Annotated in this window: 17 protein-coding genes; 5 read left to right on the forward strand and 12 right to left on the reverse strand. The window is 32.9% G+C overall.

The genetic code is table 11. The features are described from left to right. A complete protein-coding gene (locus tag DZ60_RS0100300) occupies positions 1-765 on the forward strand; it encodes a carboxypeptidase-like regulatory domain-containing protein (RefSeq protein WP_025739465.1) in 765 nt (254 codons plus the stop codon). A gap of 21 nt (positions 766-786) precedes the next feature. Here DZ60_RS0100300 and DZ60_RS0100305 read toward each other — a convergent pair whose 3' ends face one another. From DZ60_RS0100305 to DZ60_RS0100315, 3 genes are all read right to left on the reverse strand, one after another. Then, positions 787-1,446, reverse strand: a complete 660-nt coding sequence (locus DZ60_RS0100305) for a TrmH family RNA methyltransferase (RefSeq protein WP_025739467.1) — start codon at positions 1,444-1,446, stop codon at positions 787-789. A gap of 1,123 nt (positions 1,447-2,569) precedes the next feature. Further along, positions 2,570-4,507, reverse strand: coding sequence for an endonuclease (locus tag DZ60_RS23870; RefSeq protein WP_025739469.1), 1,938 nt, complete (start codon positions 4,505-4,507; stop codon positions 2,570-2,572). 216 nt (positions 4,508-4,723) lie between these two features. Next, positions 4,724-5,455 (reverse strand): nitroreductase family protein, encoded by a 732-nt coding sequence (locus tag DZ60_RS0100315; RefSeq protein WP_025739472.1) that lies wholly within the window; start codon positions 5,453-5,455, stop codon positions 4,724-4,726. A 143-nt stretch (positions 5,456-5,598) separates the two neighbouring features. On the opposite strand from DZ60_RS0100315, the gene DZ60_RS24790 reads away from it, so the two are divergent. Both DZ60_RS24790 and DZ60_RS0100320 read left to right on the forward strand, forming a co-directional pair. Continuing rightward, positions 5,599-5,787, forward strand: coding sequence for a hypothetical protein (locus tag DZ60_RS24790; protein WP_152537330.1), 189 nt, complete (start codon positions 5,599-5,601; stop codon positions 5,785-5,787). 271 nt (positions 5,788-6,058) lie between these two features. Continuing rightward, entirely contained in the window at positions 6,059-6,241 is a 183-nt protein-coding gene (locus DZ60_RS0100320; protein WP_025739474.1) for a hypothetical protein, read from the forward strand. A gap of 54 nt (positions 6,242-6,295) precedes the next feature. Here DZ60_RS0100320 and DZ60_RS0100325 read toward each other — a convergent pair whose 3' ends face one another. From DZ60_RS0100325 to DZ60_RS0100340, 4 genes are all read right to left on the reverse strand, one after another. Then, a complete protein-coding gene (locus DZ60_RS0100325) occupies positions 6,296-7,480 on the reverse strand; it encodes an acetate/propionate family kinase (RefSeq protein ID WP_025739476.1) in 1,185 nt (394 codons plus the stop codon). A 57-nt stretch (positions 7,481-7,537) separates the two neighbouring features. Further along, complete coding sequence (gene pta, locus DZ60_RS0100330; protein ID WP_025739478.1) at positions 7,538-9,631, reverse strand: phosphate acetyltransferase; 2,094 nt, start codon at positions 9,629-9,631, stop codon at positions 7,538-7,540. A 202-nt stretch (positions 9,632-9,833) separates the two neighbouring features. Then, positions 9,834-10,358, reverse strand: a complete 525-nt coding sequence (locus DZ60_RS0100335) for a hypothetical protein (protein WP_025739480.1) — start codon at positions 10,356-10,358, stop codon at positions 9,834-9,836. Positions 10,359-10,409: 51 nt separating this feature from the next. Next, positions 10,410-10,613 carry a hypothetical protein gene (locus DZ60_RS0100340; RefSeq protein WP_025739482.1) on the reverse strand — a complete coding sequence of 68 codons (204 nt, stop codon included), beginning with the start codon at positions 10,611-10,613 and terminating at the stop codon, positions 10,410-10,412. Between the two features lie 233 nt (positions 10,614-10,846). On the opposite strand from DZ60_RS0100340, the gene pheT reads away from it, so the two are divergent. After that, on the forward strand, positions 10,847-13,273 hold the full coding sequence (gene pheT, locus DZ60_RS0100345) for a phenylalanine--tRNA ligase subunit beta (protein WP_025739483.1): 2,427 nt from the start codon (positions 10,847-10,849) through the stop codon (positions 13,271-13,273). 379 nt (positions 13,274-13,652) lie between these two features. Next, a complete protein-coding gene (locus tag DZ60_RS23875) occupies positions 13,653-15,530 on the forward strand; it encodes an ATP-binding protein (protein WP_081740334.1) in 1,878 nt (625 codons plus the stop codon). A gap of 9 nt (positions 15,531-15,539) precedes the next feature. Here DZ60_RS23875 and murA read toward each other — a convergent pair whose 3' ends face one another. From murA to DZ60_RS0100375, 5 genes are all read right to left on the reverse strand, one after another. After that, positions 15,540-16,853 carry a UDP-N-acetylglucosamine 1-carboxyvinyltransferase gene (murA, locus tag DZ60_RS0100355; RefSeq protein WP_025739486.1) on the reverse strand — a complete coding sequence of 438 codons (1,314 nt, stop codon included), beginning with the start codon at positions 16,851-16,853 and terminating at the stop codon, positions 15,540-15,542. A 41-nt stretch (positions 16,854-16,894) separates the two neighbouring features. Beyond that, positions 16,895-17,551, reverse strand: a complete 657-nt coding sequence (locus DZ60_RS0100360; protein WP_025739488.1) for a DUF4290 domain-containing protein — start codon at positions 17,549-17,551, stop codon at positions 16,895-16,897. 279 nt (positions 17,552-17,830) lie between these two features. Continuing rightward, positions 17,831-18,058, reverse strand: coding sequence for a DUF493 family protein (locus tag DZ60_RS0100365; protein ID WP_081740339.1), 228 nt, complete (start codon positions 18,056-18,058; stop codon positions 17,831-17,833). A 518-nt stretch (positions 18,059-18,576) separates the two neighbouring features. Beyond that, complete coding sequence (locus tag DZ60_RS0100370; protein WP_025739492.1) at positions 18,577-19,002, reverse strand: VOC family protein; 426 nt, start codon at positions 19,000-19,002, stop codon at positions 18,577-18,579. A 140-nt stretch (positions 19,003-19,142) separates the two neighbouring features. Then, positions 19,143-20,207, reverse strand: a complete 1,065-nt coding sequence (locus DZ60_RS0100375) for an XdhC family protein (protein WP_025739494.1) — start codon at positions 20,205-20,207, stop codon at positions 19,143-19,145. Between the last annotated feature and the right edge of the window lie 6 nt (positions 20,208-20,213).

Raw genomic sequence — 20,213 nt, forward strand, 5'->3', positions numbered from 1 at the left:
ATGAGAAACATATTATATTACATCCTATTACTTGTTAGTTTAACTATGTATTCGCAAACAACCGATTCGGGTATTGTAAACGGAAAAGTTCTAAATGCAAGTACAGATAAGTCGTTAGAAAATGTTCATATCGTTAATCTTAGTCAAGTAATAGGTACTATAACCAGTAGTGATGGTGATTTTTCTATACAAGCCAAAGTAAATGATACACTGTATTTTTCGTATATCGGATACAAACCTTTGCGAGCAAGAGTTACCAATGATTGGATTAAATATGGAGAGGTAAGAATAAAAATGACTGAACTAGGAATAGCTCTCGAAGAAATTGTTGTTGCCGATGTACAACTCACAGGATACCTAGAAGTAGACGCAAAAAAAATACCTATATACAACAACTATAGATACGGAATTGCAGGACTCAATTCTGGATACGAAGGAGGAAGTAAACAACCTGGAGCGGTGAACAAAGTATTAGGTGCTATTTTTAACCCCGCAGATTTCCTGTATAATATGTTTAGTAAACGATCTACTGAGCTTCGAAAACTTCGAAAAATGAAGAAAGATGATGAGATTCGAAATTTGCTAGAAACCAAGTTTGATCGAGCTACCTTAATGGCATTACTACAAATTGAGAGAATGGATATTGATGAGATTTTACGCAATTGTAACTACTCAATTGATTTTATCAAATACGCCAATGATCTTCAGATTTTGGATGCAATAAGCGAATGTTACGAAGAATATAAAATTCTGGAAAGAAAGTAGTACTCAAACCCTACATTTATTTCACTTCTTTTCGCCGTTATATCTAGCAATAATCTGATCATGACTTTTGATCACTTTCTTAGCCCAGTCCATTCTTTTTTCTAATTTTTGTTCTTCTGATAATTGCCAGTCGATCGTTGTTTTTTTTAATTCTGAGGTAACATGCTGTAAAATGATAGCCGCCGATACTGATATATTAAGGCTTTCGGTAAAACCAACCATAGGAATATGCAATTTACTATCTGCTGCATCCAGTACAGCATTACTTAATCCCTGTTGCTCTCTGCCAAAGAAGAACGCAGCCGGTTGGCTAACATCAAAATCATACAACACCTTAGAATCATCATGAGGAGTTGTAGCTACGATCTGGTATCCCTTATTTTTTAATGTCTGTATACATTCTTTTGTTGTCGGATATCTATGAACATCTACCCACTTCTGTGCCCCCATAGCAATCTCTCTATCAATTCGTTTCACGTTAACTTCTTCAATAACATGTACATCCTGAATCCCAAAAACATCACAGCTTCGAATCACAGCACTTGTATTATGAAGTTGATAAACATCTTCTACAGCGACAGTAAAATGATGCGTCCTATCATTCAATACTTTTTTATTTAACCCCTTACGTCTTGGTGTAAGAAATGATTCTAAATACTCTAAAAGTTCTATATCTATCATATAAAGCTAAAATATAAAAAACATCTACTATTTATAGAATCACAACCAATTTTACAGAAAAGAACCACATTAAACCAATACTTCTAGAGTAAGATCACAAAGTAAAATTCTGAAAGAACATGTTTCAAAAACAAACTAAGATAATTGTATCAATTTTAGAGACAACAAAATACACTATTTACTCTTTACTTGGCGAACTCTCGCCACACCAAAACCAAATAGTTATTACCTGATAGATTAACAGTAAAATAAGAAGAATCCCAAAAAATAATGAAGACTATAAATAAAATCATGCATAACGTAGTCGTTAATAAAAGAATGATTCGTTAAAACCATCCTTTTATTAAACACACTACCTGTCCAGTCAAGTTTATAAGGTCCCCATAATAATTTTCTACTTTAACAAACAGCCCCAATAATCAAAAAAGTACAGATCATAGACTACCATAAAAACATACAATATATTGAGTAATTTCAAGATGTTATTTTTAACTCTAAATGTATTGAACACTTAGAGTAATAATAAATACCTCCTTTTAGGTAAAAAAATCTGGAAAACTCGAATTGATAGCCTATTCACAATAATTGATTTACGATTTAATCGTTATTCAAACCCCAATTTTATTGACTCGCCTAAGTTCTAAAATTGCAGGGTTATTACTATTTAAATTTTATTACTTCTAAAATATTGATACCTGATTATTACCATAATATATAAATACAAAAAGTAAAGCACGAACCATGTATCAAACTAGTTATAAACACATATCCAAATGCCATAATAAATATAGGCACAAATTGTTAAATGTATTCGTTTAAAGAACGCATAATTAATGCGGTATAACAGTAAAACCTCATAAACCCCATTAAATCAGTAGAATAAACCTTAAACTATTCACAAGTAAATTTTAACAAAGTATGTATAGTCCCTAGAAATGTAAAAACATAAACCACAGTTCCTTTTAAAATTTGATTAAATGAACCCCATCTTTACACTACACATATATCAGTAAATAAAAACAATCATACACCTTAATATAATGCGCAAAAAACTCCTTACTTCTTATAAACTTAAGAAGTAAGGAGTTTCTGATAAAATAAAAATAATCTCTATATGACTACATTATTTCTTAATAAACTTTTTGGTTATTTGTTTTCCATCTTCTTCTTCTACAATTGTAAAATAGAATCCAGGAGATAATGAACTCACTTCTATAGGAGTATTACTTATAACTTGACCTTTCTTTATTATCTGACCAATATGATTAACTATACTAAAAGTAGTATTTTTAGACAATGTTCTAATCGTAATAATATCCTTGGCTGGATTAGGAAACAACTCAAAATCAACATTAGTAAACTCTTTTTCTACTGACTCATCATATATTTTTGATGAGGTTGTTACACAAAAAGCATTTGAATCTATACTACTAAATGCTCCGCCAGAAGCCAAAGTAGTCCCTGTGCTTGTCTCTGTTAATTCATAAGATCCATAACCATAACTACAACAGATACCATCACCATATTCATCTTCTACAATCAAAGTATAGCATCCAGCATCTAACGATCTCGAAAGAGTGATCGTAGACCCATCACTTTGGGATCCATAAGTACCACCAGAATACACTATCGAATTATTATCATCAATTATTTGCCAGCTGGTTTCTTCTGGGTAGTTATCAAAAGTTATTGTTAGCGCCACATCTACTGAAGAATCACCTCCACCAGTATTTCCTCCCGAAGTAGAAAAACTAATATCATCTACTGCCATATCACCTTGCCATGTTGTACCGGTAACTCCATTAAAACGCAACTGAATCTCACTTCCTAGATAAGATGATAAATCCACCGATGCTTCTTGCCAAGAATTTCCTTGATTTCCAGATCTACTCCAGATAGAAGTCCAACTTGTACCATTAAGACTGATCTCTAAACTAAGACTACCCATTGCGCTTGAACCATATAAGTGATATTGAAAAGAGAAGTCCGCTTGACTTGCATTACTAATATCAAAGCATGGTGAATATAAAATTGCTTCTTTACTCGAGTAATTCGGACTCGAAGATTCCATATAAATATAATAAGAACCTGCGCTTGCTGAACTAGGTCCTGTATTACTTGATGCCGTCGACCCTGAATTTCTTGTCCAATCAAAATCATCTGTAGAAGCTTGTTTCCATTGACCAAAGCCACTTTCAAAACTTTCATTATACGGAAAAGAAGTTATTGTAGCATCACATAATTCGTTATCTCCTCCTCCATCACCGGTACCTCCATCTCCAAATAAATCCTCTGCCTGTGCTCCTCCCCAAATTTCTGTAGCAAAAGCAGGATTATCGATAAATGGGTTTCTATTACCTTGCAACCCTTCTAATATAGGATTACGCTGTTCTTCTAGTTGAGAAACCGGATCTTCAGCATTCCAATCCAGAAATAAATCAATCATATTAGCATCACTAGAAACTGAGCTTCCTTCCCCCACGTTAGTAGGTAAACATCGACTACCATATCTAATATACATGTACATCATCATACGAGCTACATCTCCTTTAAACTCATCCCCAGGATACCAATACCCTTGAGAAGTCGTTCCGGCATTACCCGATCCATCTGCAAACTTTTTATTTCCTCGACTAGAATTAGCAGTAATATCTGAAGGTCTTAGATGATGTGCATCTGCTCCCGGACCCGAAGTACCTAAATCAGGCTCCCCTAATGATTTTGGATAGGTATGCTCGCGATTCCAATTACCCGAATTACCTCCATTTTCGTCTACCCCACGAGTTCTATCTGTTGATAAGTCTCCATCAGTATCATCATATCCATAAATTAAAATAACTTGAGAAGAGTTTGTTGGGTTTACATCAGCTAATTTTAAAGCATCCCAAACACCAGGGGTATAGGACAAAAAATTAGTATGTGTATTGGTTACTTTATCCGACAATTCATTCATTAATGATTGACCGGTAAGAGTCAAATCGACATCATCATAATACGAAGGAATTTGACAATATCCTGAAATAGAAATTAATAGGAATACTACTAAAAATGTATTTTTCATGGTTTGTGGTGAGTTTGTGATATACAAATTATAATTAAGCGATCTAAACTAACGCTATAATATTAACATAGCAAGCAGCGCACGTTACCAAATAGTTACGTAAGTTGTTGATAATATAGATATTAAACAAAACTCAAGTGTTAAAACACTGAAAAAGAATAATTTAAAAACCAAAAAAAATGTTAATAAGTTATTTCGATGAGACTTATTCATGACTTATACCTCGTAGTAGACTTCCTTAAAAGGAACTCTAAATCTAGGTCCATATATTCCTTTTTCATCACGTATACCACATCCTATAACCATATTGATTTCTGCCCCATGCGGTATACCCAAAATACTCTTTATTCTTAGGGTATCACTTCCTTCCATCGGACAGGTATCATAACCAATTGCGGCCATGCTAATCATAAAATTCTGAGCAGCCAATCCGCAACTTTTATGAGCAACAATTCTCATATCACTTTTTCGTACCTGTCTATATATTGGCTTAAAAAGTCCAATAGACCAAAAAAAGCCATATTTTAACCAGCCCAAAATTCCAGCAAAATCAAAATAAACAGTTGGTATTAATTTTTTATAATAATTGAAAGCAAATTTTTCTCTTTTAGAGTAACTCTCAAAACTTTTGTTTCCATATACACTTTTCAAAAATTCTATATTGCTTTTTCTGCGCTTTCGCCATAAATCCTTCCGAACAACAACTACAACTAATTGCTTTGCCGTTTTCGCAGCGTTTTGACCAAGACATGCTTTAGTCATTTTTACCATTGTATCTGGAGTCGTAATATGATAGAATTCCCATAATTGCATATTGCTACTAGTTGCAGCTAATGTGGCATTCTTTATACATGTTCGCACCAACTCGGTATCGATTTCTTTGTCTTGTCTAAAAACACGCACAGATCTCCTATATTCAATAGCCTCTGTTACTATTTTTTCTTTCATAATTCTAAATCTATTTAGCCTCCTTTAATATAACCGAAAACAAGTACTTATCGAGATAAATTCCTTACTTTTTCTACTGATTACACCTTGTTGATTTTCAAATATTTAATTTAAATTTATATTCTAATTCAAACTCACAGACAATGAAAAAAATCTTAAATTTATCAGGAGTTCGCGAACTTTCAAAGCGACAACAGCAACAAATCAAAGGAAGTGCTATTTACATAAGTTGTTGTGGCACTAACCAATGCCGAATCACTCTTTCTAGTGGAGCTAGTTTTTGTGAACCGGGACGATGTAATCGTTTTGGAAGCAGCTGTATACTCTATTAACTATTTTTTTAAAAACTAGATCTAAAGCAAGCTTTTTTAGCTTGCTTTTTTTAATCAATGTAGCTTTAAACATAACTTTTGACCACCTAATATATACACACAAACCTTACTACTTCTCTTTTTTAGCCCAGTTAAGTCAAACATACAAAAAGTACTTTTTGGCATCCATCTTTTGATATTGGTTAAAATAATGATAATCACTGAAAACCGTGCATTCGTTTTCGGGAACCATTTTTACATTTAAGCATTACTAATTCAAACTTATTATAACATGAAAAAAATCTTAGATTTAAAAGGGGTTCAAGAACTCTCAAAAAAACAACAACAGCGAATTTCAGGAAGTGCAACGGCAATTACTTGTTGTAGCCGAAGTAAATGTAGAATTTCATTCCCAGGAGGAAGCATTTGCGAACCAGGAGACTGTTCTACAGGAATTTGTAGACTTCTCTATTAACCTGAAAAAAAGGTACATTCATCTTACATTTGATGAATGTACCTCTTAGAAAAATTATGATATCAAATCAAATGATTGTTTTGCTATTTCTAACTCTTCATTTGTAGGGATAACCAGTATTTTTACTTTTGAAGAAACTGTACTTATATCACGGATTTCTTTAGATCTCACACTGTTCTTTTCTTCATCTAACTGGATCCCTAAAAAATCTAGATTCTCACAAGCCAATTGTCGCATAAAATCAGAATTTTCTCCGATACCAGCAGTAAAAACAATAGCGTCTAGGCCATTAAGTACAGAACAATAAGAACCAATAAACTTCTTAATCCTGTAGGCATTCATCTCTAAGGCAAGTTGACATTGTTTATTTCCTTTTTCTGCTTCAGATTCGATATCTCGTAAATCACTATAACCTGTTAATCCCAACATACCGCTTTCTTTCTGCAAAAGAGTGCTTACTTTTTCTATCGAATAACCCAAATTGCTTACCAAGTAAAAAATCACGGCAGGGTCGATATCTCCACATCTTGTACCCATAATAAGACCATTCATAGGAGCAAAACCCAAGGTATGATCAATACTTTTTCCATCTTCTACAGCGGTCATACTACATCCGTTACCTAAATGAATCGTAATAACTTTAGAACTCGTTTTTCCTAAAAAATCAATTGCTTTTTCTGAAACATATTTATGACTCGTACCATGAAATCCATATAGTCTTATTTTTTCTTCATCTAAAAACTTTGAGGGAATAGCATATCTATATGCTTTATCAGGAATCGTTTGATGAAAAGCAGTATCAAAAACAGCTACTTGTGTTGCTTTAGAAAAAATTTCCTCGGCAACCAATATTCCTTGTAAGTTAGCCGGATTATGCAAAGGTGCCAAGGAAGAAAGTTCTTCTATTTTTTGTTTTACTTCGTCATTTATTACGACTGTTTTAGCAAAAGTGCTTCCACCATGAACAACTCGATGTCCTACAAGATCAATTTCTGAAGCCGAACGAATTACCCCCACATTGGCATCCATAAGGTATGTTGATATTAATTGCAATCCTTCTTTATGATTTTTGATTGTATCAACTTTTTCAATCGTATTATCATTTGATTGGTACTTAATTACTGCATCTTCTAAACCTATACGTTCTACCAAACCCGAACAAACAACCTTTGCTTCTGGCATTACGAACAATTGAAATTTTATTGAAGAACTTCCTGAATTTAAAACGAGTATTTGCATATTTTCTTACAAGTCAACCCTCTAAGATCAGAAGGTCAACACTTTTTTATATTTTAATTAAAGACCTTGTGCCTGAATTGCTGTAATAATAACTGTATTATACACATCATCCACAGTGCACCCTCTACTTAAGTCATTTACGGGTTTATTCAACCCTTGAAGCATCGGACCAATTGCCAAAGCACCGGTTTCTCTCTGTACAGCTTTATAGGTATTATTACCTGTATTGAGATCCGGAAATATCAATACACTTGCCTGTCCTGCAACTTCAGAATCTGGAAGTTTACTTTTACCTACCCGCATATCAACGGCTGCATCATATTGTATTGGGCCTTCTATTTTTAGTTCTGGATGGCTTTCTTTGACAATTGCTGTGGCTTCTCTAACCACCTCTACATCTTCGCCTTTTCCTGAAGTACCCGATGAGTATGATAGCATTGCCACTTTAGGTTCTATACCAAATGCCAAAGCCGATTCTGAAGAAGAAATTGCTATTTCGGCCAATTGCTTTGCATCGGGATTGGGATTTATAGCACAATCTCCAAAAACAGAAACTCGATCCTCTAAGCACATAAAAAACACCGATGAGACAACTTTTACACCCGGTTTCGTTTTAATAAATTGTAATGCGGGGCGAATAGTATGTTGTGTTGTATGAATTGCTCCAGAAACCATTCCGTCGGCATGTCCTTTATAAATCATCATAGTACCAAAATAAGATACATCCGCCATCATATCTCTGGCCATATCCATATTTACGTTTTTATGTTTCCTTAATTCATAAAAAGTCGTAACATATTCTTCATAAAAGGGAGATTTTGTAGGAAAGACAATATTCACTTTTTTAAAGTCAATTACAATATCAAGTGTTACCGCTTTATTCTTTATGATTTTTTCGTCTCCGATTAAAGTAATATCGACAACACCAGATTCTAGTAACCTAGAAGTTGCTTTTAAAATCCTTTCATCTTCACCCTCTGGCAAAACGATATGCTTTTTATGCTGTAATGCTCTTCGCAAAAGATTATATTGAAACATACTTGGCGTCAGACTATCTGATTCAAAAGTAATCAAAGAATCTATTAACTTATCTTGGTCCACATGCTTCTCGAACACACTAATTGATGTATTAATTTTTTGTTCATTATCTGCATAGATTTTAGATTTGATAGCACCTATTCTATTGGTAACAGAAAATGTACCTTGAGGCACAGAAACAATTGGCACTGAAGGTGAAACTCCTTCTACTAATCGCAAAATAGAATTTTCTGGGATAAGTCCTCCGGTTAAGATAATCCCCGAAATTTTAGGATAATTATCAGATAAATTTGCTTGTAATGCTCCTAGAATAATGTCTGCCCTATCTCCAGGGGTAATCACCAAACTATTCTCTTTTAAATGCGTCAAGTAATTTCTTAACTGCATAGCTCCTACACCAAAACTATCTGTTTGATTATTCACAAATTCTTTTCCGAATAAAACCTTACCATCTAACTCTTTAACTATTTCTTTCAATGTTGGAAGAATAAGTGATTTAATTTCTGGTATTATTATTTGTTCTACTGGAGTGTCAAAATCTTCTTCTAATTGAGCCTTTAATTGCAAATCATAACCGTTTGCTATTTTATTCGCAACTACTGCAACTACTTCGACGTCTTTGGATATAAAAGTATCGTGGGCCAATTTAAGATTACCTGCCACCTCTTCTAATGTCTTGTCCTTACCACTAGCTACAATTATAGAAGGAATACCTAAGTTTTTGGCAATAATAACATTTATATCAAACTCTATAATACTGCCTTCATCAGAAAAATCAGTTCCTTCTACCAGAATAAAATCAAACTTTTCTTCTAGGTACTTATATTTTTCAATAATACCATCAATGACCTCATTTGGCTTACCTTGATTATACTTCTGTAAAACCTCACTTCTAGTAAACGCATATGTATTCTTGAAATTAATATCTAATTCGAAATGTGAAACAACCGTATTAATATGATTATCTATTTCATTATCAGGAAGATCATCAATAATAGGCCTAAAATACCCCACTTTTGCAACTTTACCTAAAAGCATACGCATTAAACCTAAAACAACAATAGATTTACCACTATTAGGTTCTATAGTAGCAATATAAACAGCTTTACTCATGTATTAAAAACTTGGTGTGTAACGATTGACTAATGTACTAAATTAACATAGAAGCGTAATTAAAATAATATTTAAAAACGATCCTTTTATTTAATTAAATTTATGATTATTGGAATAAATTTTTCATCCCTTTCCTCTAAAAAAATATCCATTCGGTTTACATTTTTGAATGGATATTTTCTTATTTCAAAAAGCACTACTACTAGTGCTTTTCTGAATAAACTTTGTCTAAAGCTTCTTTTCCTTTCTTTGCTTTCTGTTTTCCTTTTTTAACAGACTCTTCTAAATCATTTACTTGCTTTTCTGCTTTTGCAATTTTTGCTTCTTTTTGCGCTATCTGCTCTTGTGTTAATCTAGCTTGTCCTTCCTTTCCTTCTTTTGCTATGGCTAACCTCTCTTTTGCTTCCTTAATTTTTTCGCGCCCCATCTTTACTTTATCTTCTCCTTTTTCAAACTTGGTCACATGCAACTTGGTCTTTTTCTTAACTTGTTCTACTTTGGCCTCTCCCAATTCTTTGCCTTTTAAACCTTCTAATTTTGCCCGTTGTTCTGCTTTATATTTTCGCATATCCATAGCCTTATCCTCTACTCCATTCATCTTCTTTTTGCCTTTCTCAGAAGTATATTCTTCTTTCTCCTTTGCACTTTTTGATTCTTCTTGAGCACTTATCGTTTGATTCCCTAAAACTAGAATTACAATAATTACTAAATATTTTATATGTTTCATTTTTCACAATTTTAATTAATGAAATTTCTAAAGATACTTTTTAGAAATGTTCTAAATACTGTCTAAATCCTCTAAGGATGCCTCTAGCTCTTTAACTTTTGCATCGACATCTTCAGAAATTTGGTCTAATTCTGTCTCAATAGCTTCTATTTTTTCTACTATCACTTTTGTTTCTTCTTCCTCCTTCTTAAGATCTTTACAAGAAGTAATTCCTATAAGAAACAACAAAAAAATTAATTTAATACATATTTTCATTTGTGTATAATGTTAGTTGACACGATTTTTAAATATACATTATTTTTTGCCTTTTAAAAAGTAATAACAGTCACAAAAAGTATCATTCAACAAAATAAGGTTAACGAACAAAAACCAAAATTGTTTCTTCAAACTCACTTAGAGTATCACTTTTTTATGAAGATAAAATCGTTCTAGTTTGTAACCTCTATTCAATATAGTATCTTTACCGCCTGAATTTATAAAGAGCACAAATGAAGATTTCATACAACTGGTTAAAACAATTTATTAACCTTGATTGGGATGCCGAAAAAACTGGTGAGCTACTTACCGACTTAGGGCTTGAAGTTGAAGGGATTGAGTCATATCAAAGTATTAAAGGTGGATTAGAAGGAGTCATTGTTGGTCAGGTTCTTAGCTGTACCAAACATCCGAATGCCGATAAATTAAATGTAACCAAAGTAGATATTGGTCTTGGAGATCCGGTTCAGATTGTTTGTGGAGCTCCTAATGTAGCTTCTGGGCAAAAAGTTCCTGTCGCTACAATAGGAACAAAGTTGTATGATAAAGATGGAAATGAGTGGACTATAAAAAAAGGGAAAATTAGAGGAGAAGAAAGTCATGGTATGATCTGTGCTGAAGATGAATTAGGTCTCGGGAATGGTCATGATGGTATTATGGTGTTGAATGCAGATGTGGCCGTAGGAAAAAATGTTTCTGATATATTTGATATTGAAAATGACCATGTCTTCGAAATTGGGTTAACCCCGAACAGAGCAGATGCAATGAGTCACTGGGGTACAGCACGCGATCTAAAAGCTGGCTTACAACAAAAAGACCGGAACATAGAACTTATAACCCCTTCGGTAAGTAATTTTAGAGTAGAAAACAGATTAAATAAAATTGACATATCAGTAGAAAATAGTGATTTGGCTCCTAGATATTGTGGTTTAACAATTTCTGATATCAAAATTGCAGAATCTCCCTCATGGCTTCAACATAGACTAAAAGCGATAGGAATAACTCCAAAAAACAATGTTGTTGATGTTACAAACTATGTCCTCCATGAATTGGGTCAGCCTCTGCATGCTTTTGATATGCAACAAATAGAGGGAAATAAAATAGAAGTAAAAACCCTATCCAGTGGCACTAAATTTACCACTCTTGATGAAACAGAACGCGAATTACATCAGGATGATTTAATGATCTGTGATGCAGTAAAACCCCTCTGTATTGCCGGAGTATTTGGAGGGTTAAATTCTGGAGTCTCAGAAAAAACCACTTCTATATTTCTAGAAAGTGCTTATTTTAATCCTGTAAGTATCCGTAAAACAGCCAAAAGACATAACTTAAATACTGATGCTTCTTTTAGATTTGAGAGAGGTATTGATCCTAACATAACAGAATACGCATTAAAAAGAGCGGCTTTATTAATACAAGAAATTGCTGGCGGTAATATTTCTAGCGAAATTACAGATCTATACCCAAAGAAAATCGAAGACTTTCAAGTATTTCTATCTTTCGAAAATGCTACTAAGCTAATTGGCGAAGAACTTCCGCAAGAAACCATAAAACGTATTCTGGCTTCTCTTGATATTAAGGTAAATAGTGTGACCGAAACAGGAATAGGACTCACAATTCCTTCATATAGAAATGATGTACAGCGAGAGGCTGATGTTATAGAAGAGGTACTCAGAGTATATGGATATAATAATATTGGTTTTACCCAAAAACTAAATGCATCAATCGCTAATATTGATAAATTCTCTGATCATACTTTACAAAATACAATATCTAATCAATTGGTTGGACAAGGGTTTAATGAAACAATGACTAATTCTCTGACCACAGCCAACTATATTGATTTAAGCGAGCAACTAGATATAAAAAATAATATAGAAATGCTTAATCCTCTTAGTAATGATTTAGCTGTTTTAAGACAATCAATGTTATTTTCGGGATTAGAAACGATATCCTACAATATCAATAGAAAAAGAACGGATCTCAAACTTTATGAATTCGGAAAAACATATCATAACTATACAAAAGAAAGAATAGAAAACAAACACCTTAGCCTAATTGTCTCGGGTAATAACCATCAAGAAAGTTGGCTAGAGCGTCAAAAAAATAGTGACTTCTTCTACATAAAAGGTATTGTATTATCAATATTAGAACGTCTAGGGTTAAATAAAACACAGACGGCACCTACAAAAAATGATTTGTTTTCTGAAGGAGTTTCATTGCGAATCGGGAAAACTAATATAGTAGATTTCGGGATCGTAAAAAAAAGTGTCTTAAAACACTTTTCTATCACTCAAGAAGTATTATACGCTGACTTTAACTGGGATGCTGTAATAGAGTTTGCAAAACGTAACAAAGTGAAGTTTTCTGAAATACCAAAATTCCCGGAAGTAAGGCGAGATTTTGCTCTTTTATTAGACGATTCTATAAAATTCGAAGAAATTCATACAATAGCTAAGCAAACAGAAAAACAACTTCTAAAAAATGTCAATCTCTTTGACGTATATCAAGGTGATAACTTACCTAAAGGTAAAAAATCTTATGCTGTAAGCTTTACTATACAAGACAATAAAAAGACTCTTACAGATAAACAAATCGATAAAATAATGAATAAATTACAGCATAACTTTGAGAATAAATTAGGTGCTGAATTAAGGTAAGGTAGTTAAACCTGAAGTAGAATAAACTATTTTTCAATTTTTAAAGAATTATTAAGAGTCCTATATCCAAATTGATATAGATACCTTAAAAAAGGTAGACTTACCCCCTCTAATATTGGAGAGTAAAGAAAAGAAAGAGAGTAACGTTCGAAAAACTTAACACCAATAAACCATGAAATAAGAAGAATTATCTTAAAAAATCTTTATTAATAATAGAGAATTACTGAATTATAGTACTTTTTAGCTCTATTTCCCTCTAAAACTTGACAATTGTTCGTAGATTTATAAAAACAAGGGAAACAGAAAAAAATTTAAATAAAGATTTGGTCAGTGTTATCACAAACCAGATTATCACAGTAATGTGTTGGTTTTACACCTCATGGACTCAATAATTTTTTATCAAATACTAATTTTTTTATTGCAGGGAGTCGTAGTTATTTTCTTGACACTTCTGCTATTCCGATTGCGAACAATGTTTGGTCTGGGAGTTCTATATACTTCTTTAGGGTTATTTCAGTTTATTCAGGTTTTTCTGGCAAGAAGTATCTATTTTAAAATATCAGATACTATTTCAATCTCTCCTGGGTCCACTATTTTATTTTCTGCTACCTTATTTACTATATTACTGATTTATGTTAAAGAAGACGCCAGTACCGCAAGAAAGCTTATCTATTCGCTAGTGATCGCAAATATTGTACTTTGTTTTCTCTTACTAGTTTTTAGACTCAATATTGGAGAAGGTCAAAATTTCACATCCTTTGATGGTTCTACAGAATTCTTCTATACCAATATATCTGTATTACTAATAGGGGCGCTTATACTTTATATAGATTCACTACTTATCATGTATTTATTTGAGTTTGTTTCAAAACGAACATCCATATTGTTTTTTAGAATATTAATTACCATGCTATTAGTATTGAGTTTTGACACTATACTTTTTACATTGATTGCATTTTGGCACCTCGACAATCTAAAAAACATTATTTACTCGGGGGTACTATCAAAAGCAGTGATCGTTTTCTTATATAGCATCTTATCTACTATATATTTAAAATATTTTGAGAAGGATAAATTCGAACCTAATTACTTAATGTTTAAAGATTTTTTTCAGCCCCTCACTTACAAACAAAAGTTTGAAGTTATAGAGAAGGCAATGCAGCATACAGAAAACAGGTATCATACATTAACAAATCTTGTTCCTGTTGGTATTTTTATGACTGGATTAGACGGGAAAACATCTTTTGTAAACCCAAAATGGAGTGCGATTTCGGGATTATCGCAAAAAGACGTACTTAAAAACGGATGGTTTAATGCTGTTCACCCCGAAGACAGAAAAAAATTAAAACAAGATTGGCAAAAGTCGGCCTCTAAAAAAGAAATTTCTCATTCTGAATATAGATTTCTCAAACCCGACGGCACCATAATATGGGTGCTAGGACAAGCAATTCCTGAATACAATGATAACCAACAAATCATCGGTTATGTAGGCACTGTTACAGACATCACGAATATTAAACTATATGAACAAGAGCTTAGTGAGCTCAAAGAAAAAGCAGAAGAAAGTGATCGATTAAAATCTGCTTTTCTTGCCAACATGAGTCATGAGATTAGAACACCTATGAACGGTATAATGGGGCTTGCTGAACTATTAACAGAACCTAATTTAGACAGTAAAGATCATCTATTGTATCTTGACCTAATTAAGGAAAGTGGAGAACGCATGCTTAATATTATTAAAGATATTATAGACATCTCAAAAATAGAAGCAAGACAAGTAAGCATCACCATGAGTGCCGTTGATATAAATAATCAAACAGAATATTTATATAACTTTTTTAAACCTCAAACAGATCAGAAAGGCATTCTACTGTCATACAAAGACGGGTTAACAGGAGATGATGCACTTATTAATACGGATAAAGAAAAATTCTATGCCATACTAACAAATTTGGTTAAAAACGCAATTAAATACACAAATGAAGGCAGTATCGAATTCGGGTATTCCTTAAAGGATGAGACACTATATTTTTATGTAAAAGATACTGGCTTAGGTATAGAAAAAAACCGTCAAAGAGCAATTTTTGAACGATTTGTACAAGCCGAAATAGAGGGGCGTTATGCAATTGAAGGCGCCGGTATTGGACTATCTATAGCTAAAGCATATGTAGATATGCTAGACGGAAAAATATGGCTAGAAAGCAAAAAAGATAAAGGATCTACATTTCATTTTACAATCCCTTATAATCCTACATAAAAATACTTTTTAAGAGGTTCTTATAATTTTTGCTCCTATTGCTCTTAATCTCTCATCAATATTCTCATATCCACGATCAATTTGTTCTATATTATGAATAACAGAAGTACCTTTAGCTCCCAATGCCGCTATAAGAAGTGAAATTCCCGCTCTTATATCAGGAGAAACCATTGTTGTCGCTTTTAGGGTAGACTTAAAATCATGTCCTATTATCGTTGCCCTATGCGGATCACACAATATTATTTTTGCGCCCATATCAATTAGTTTGTCTACAAAAAACAAACGACTTTCGAACATTTTTTGATGTACCATCACCTCTCCTCTAGCCTGTGTTGCTACCACCAAAACAATACTTAATAAATCAGGCGTAAAACCCGGCCATGGTGCATCTGCAATGGTCATAAAGGACCCATCTATATAACTTTCTATTTGATATCCATCAACATGCGCAGGGATATAAATATCATCCCCAACTTTTTCTAAGGTAATTCCTAATTTTCTAAACGTATTAGGAATCACTCCTAAGTTTTCCCAACTTACATTTTTTATAGTAACCTCACTTTTAGTCATTGCCGCCAAACCTATCCATGATCCTATTTCGATCATATCCGGCAAAATTCTATGCTCACACCCTTTTAGTGAATCAACTCCTTCTATTGTTAAAAGATTTGAACCTACTCCGTTAATTTTGGCTCCCATAGAGTTCAGCATTCTACATAACTGCTGTAAATACGGTTCGCATGCGGCATTGTATATAGTGGTAACTCCTTTAGCAAGGACTGCAGCCATTACGATATTAGCAGTTCCTGTAACAGAAGCTTCGTCTAACAACATATAGGTCCCTGTCAATCCTTGGGGTGCTTCTACTCCATAAAATCGTTCTTCCTTATTATATCGAAACTCTGCACCCAAATTAATAAACCCCTCAAAATGAGTATCCAAACGTCTTCTACCTATTTTATCTCCTCCAGGGCGTGGTATATATCCTTTTCCAAATCGAGCCAATAAAGGTCCAACAATCATAATAGAACCTCTAAGTCCGCTCCCTTCTATCTTAAACTGCTCACTTTCTAAGTACTCAAGTTTAAGATCATCACTCTTAAAAGTATACGCTCCTTTACCAATCTTAGAAACCTTAACTCCTAGGTTTTTAAGTATATCAATAAGTTTATTAACATCACGAATATCGGGTATATTCTTAATTATCACTTCTTCTGGAGTTAATAATACTGCGCAAAGAATTTGTAAGGCTTCATTTTTTGCTCCTTGAGGTGTGATTTCCCCTTTTAGCTTATGTCCTCCCTCTATTTGAAAAGTACCCATGTAGTTAAAAGAAATTATTGGTTAGTTTATATGGTTATGGTTTAGTAACGTTTCTTACCGCGATTATTGTTACTTCTGTAATTCTTTTTAGAACCACTGTTATTCGAAGAATGTTTTTTCTTTTTAGATCTCAACAAATTCGAGGAGTCTGTTAGATCTTCACTACTTCCCTTTAGGTTTATTTTACCATCACTTAACTCGTATAAATGATTAAAAATAGCTCCATCTTCCACCGTATCCTTGTTCCAATTAAGATAACATTTTTTCATATGATTAGCGATGGTAAGTGTTAGGGCTGATTTCATATCACCCTCTTCCCAACTATTAGCCACATCAATCATTCTCTTAATATTATTTCCGTAAAAACGATATTTAGGGAAATTCTGAGGATATTCTAATGGGTCTGGTCTTTCTTGTAATTTTTCCTTGGTTAGTACAGGAAATGGAGTATCAACATCTAATTTAAAATCACTCATTATGAATAACTGATCCCATAATTTATGCTGAAATTCAGGCACATCACGTAAGTGTGGTTGTAAATTACCCATTACCGCAATAATGGACTTCGCCACCTTATTTCTCTCTTCTTTATCTTCTATCGCCACAGCATGATTAATCATTTTTTGTAAATGACGACCATATTCGGGTATAATGAGCTTTTCGCGCTCAGTATTGTATTCTAAATTATAAATATCCATAAAATCTATGTAAAAATTGTGTAGAGACAGTTCAAAAAATCAATATATAAGTGTTGTCAGAATGAGTGTTTAGAGACTTGTTTTGAACACTATGCATCTAAGCTTTGACAATTGATAATCTTAAGAACCATTCTATAATTCGTTTCGCAAAATACTAAAATAAAACAAGGAAGCTATATTCAAATCAAATTTATTCTTAACATCCCATAATCACAGTGGTTTATATCAAGATGAAACTACTAAACATTAATGATTTTAAAATCATCTAATAATTAAACCCTATAGAGAAATCACACCTTCAACCTTCTCCCCAACTTCTTTATATTTCTTAATTACCTCATCAGGGTTTTTCATTCGAACATTTATAGATACACTTGTATATTTTCCATTTTTAGATTGTTTCGTACTAATTACTGAACCTAAATTATCAAAAATAGCTTCAATTTGTTCTATCTTGGCAGTGTCTGTAGGTACAATAAACTTATATAAATATGCTGTTGGCCACATGGCAGTATCAGCTAATTGTTCTTTTAGTTTTTTATAAAATTCTTCGGAGTCCTTCACAAATAAATTATAATTATGTTATTAATTTCTTATCAATACTCTTTACATTAATTAAATAGCTAAGTTGAATACGACAGGATGTTCTCTTTTTCATGTCCTTTCAAAATACAAATTGTATTGCTAAAAAAACAAGTGCCAAAGATACGGTTATCAAAAATAAATATAAAAGTAAACCAAACACCTGTATATATTTTTTTCAACAAAAAAAACACACTATAAATTATCCTAATTACTCACAAATATTATATATCGTGCCTAAAAAAATAACGCTATCGCTAAAGATTATCTTTTTTCTTTCCCTATCTACGCATCAAACGCAATCAAAATCTGAAAAATTGTAATCACCAAAAAAAAAACATTCATATTAATTACAAAAGCTTATCAATTCGTTTTCTTCTAAGGTAGATGTTTGCAAAAAAAACATTTAAAAAGACAAAATCTCTAGCTGCCCGGTAATTATTTTATTTTTTATAAAAGCTTTTCTCATCTACCATAATCGTTGTCAATTCAACAGTATGACCATCTGGATCTTTTGTATAAATTGAATGAAAATAATGATGATCTTGAATATTAAATTCTAAATTGAGGTGTTCGTATTGTTTTTTGGCTTTTTTAAAATTTTCATTTGTTACATTAAAAGCAAAATGATCAATCTTAACATTTCTAGATTTTGGATCCAATACTCTATCCTTACTATTGGCAGGAAATAAGGCTACACCGGATTTATTAGCTAACATAAAAACGGGAAAATCTCCCCATTCTGATAATTTATATTTTTTTAGTCCCAATACTTTTTCATACCACTTCACGGATGCATCGATATCAGATACACGAATTGCTACATGATCCAAAAATTCAATTTCTATTTTTTCTGTTTTGCCTTCCATAAACTCAATTGCAAAGAAAAATTTTTATTGTAAACTGGGTTAACGAAGTGAAGCGGGTTGAACCCACAAATATATTTCAAAAACCCGATGACTAAAACTTCATTACAAAACTCCTAATACATTTCTTACTTTAGACTTTTTTAATGTGAGTCACTAATAATTCTTACTTCCTTCTGTTTTGATTGATCATGTATAGCACCTTTTTTTTCTTGAAGCGAAATAGGATTTTGTTCACGTGTTACGGCCAAAATTTCGGCAATAATTGATATTGCTATTTCCTGAGGTGTTTCTGCCCCTATATTAAGTCCTGCCGGACCGTGAATCAAATCTAAAAAATGATCTGACACCTCCGGAAAATATTCTATAAATGCTGAAAGTAATTTCTCTCTTCTTTTTGCTGGCCCTAAAAGACCAATATACGCAGGTGTAGTATCCTTAAGAGCTCTTAAATACAGAAGATCTTTTGCAAAATTATGATTCATAAGTACTACAGCCGTTTGACCATCAATCCCTTCTACATCCATTTCTTCTGGAGAAGTACATAAAACTTGAAGTGCTCCTGGGAAATCATTATGATTCAAACCATTTTTTGAAGACCCCACGATTATCACCTCCCAACCCGTAATTGATGCTAAAGCACTAAGTTGAATAGCATCATGTTCTACCCCGACAATTATCAATCTAAAACATGGGTGCACCCTTCGTGAAAAACATAATAAAGAAATGTCTTGGTCACCAGTAACTTTATTAGAAAAAACAATATCCTCATTACTCTCAAAAGTGACCTTTGATCCCATACCAATAGATTTACTAGTATCGTTTTTTGTATACCATGAAGATATCGTAAAAGGTATTCTTAACTTGAGGTAGTTTTGTATTGTCAAAACCTTGTTTTTATCAATAGAAAAAGGTTCTATTAATATAAATAATGTTCCCTCACACCCCAAACGATATTTACCATCATATATCATTATTCGAGATTGACCTGTACTAAAAACCGATTGTGCTTGTCTCCACACTTCTTTCTCAACGCAACCACCGCTAACGGCACCTGTAATTTTACCATTTTGTAATAGTAACATTCCGACACCGGGTCTTCTATACGATGAGCCATCTACATCAACAACAGTAGCCATCACTGCAGGAATTCCTTTTTCTAGTGCTGTCTTATAAGACGTGATTATCTCTTTAAATTCGTGTGTCATTTGGTA

The organism is Aquimarina pacifica (genome assembly GCF_000520955.1).
Classification (GTDB): Bacteria; Bacteroidota; Bacteroidia; order Flavobacteriales; family Flavobacteriaceae; genus Aquimarina; species Aquimarina pacifica.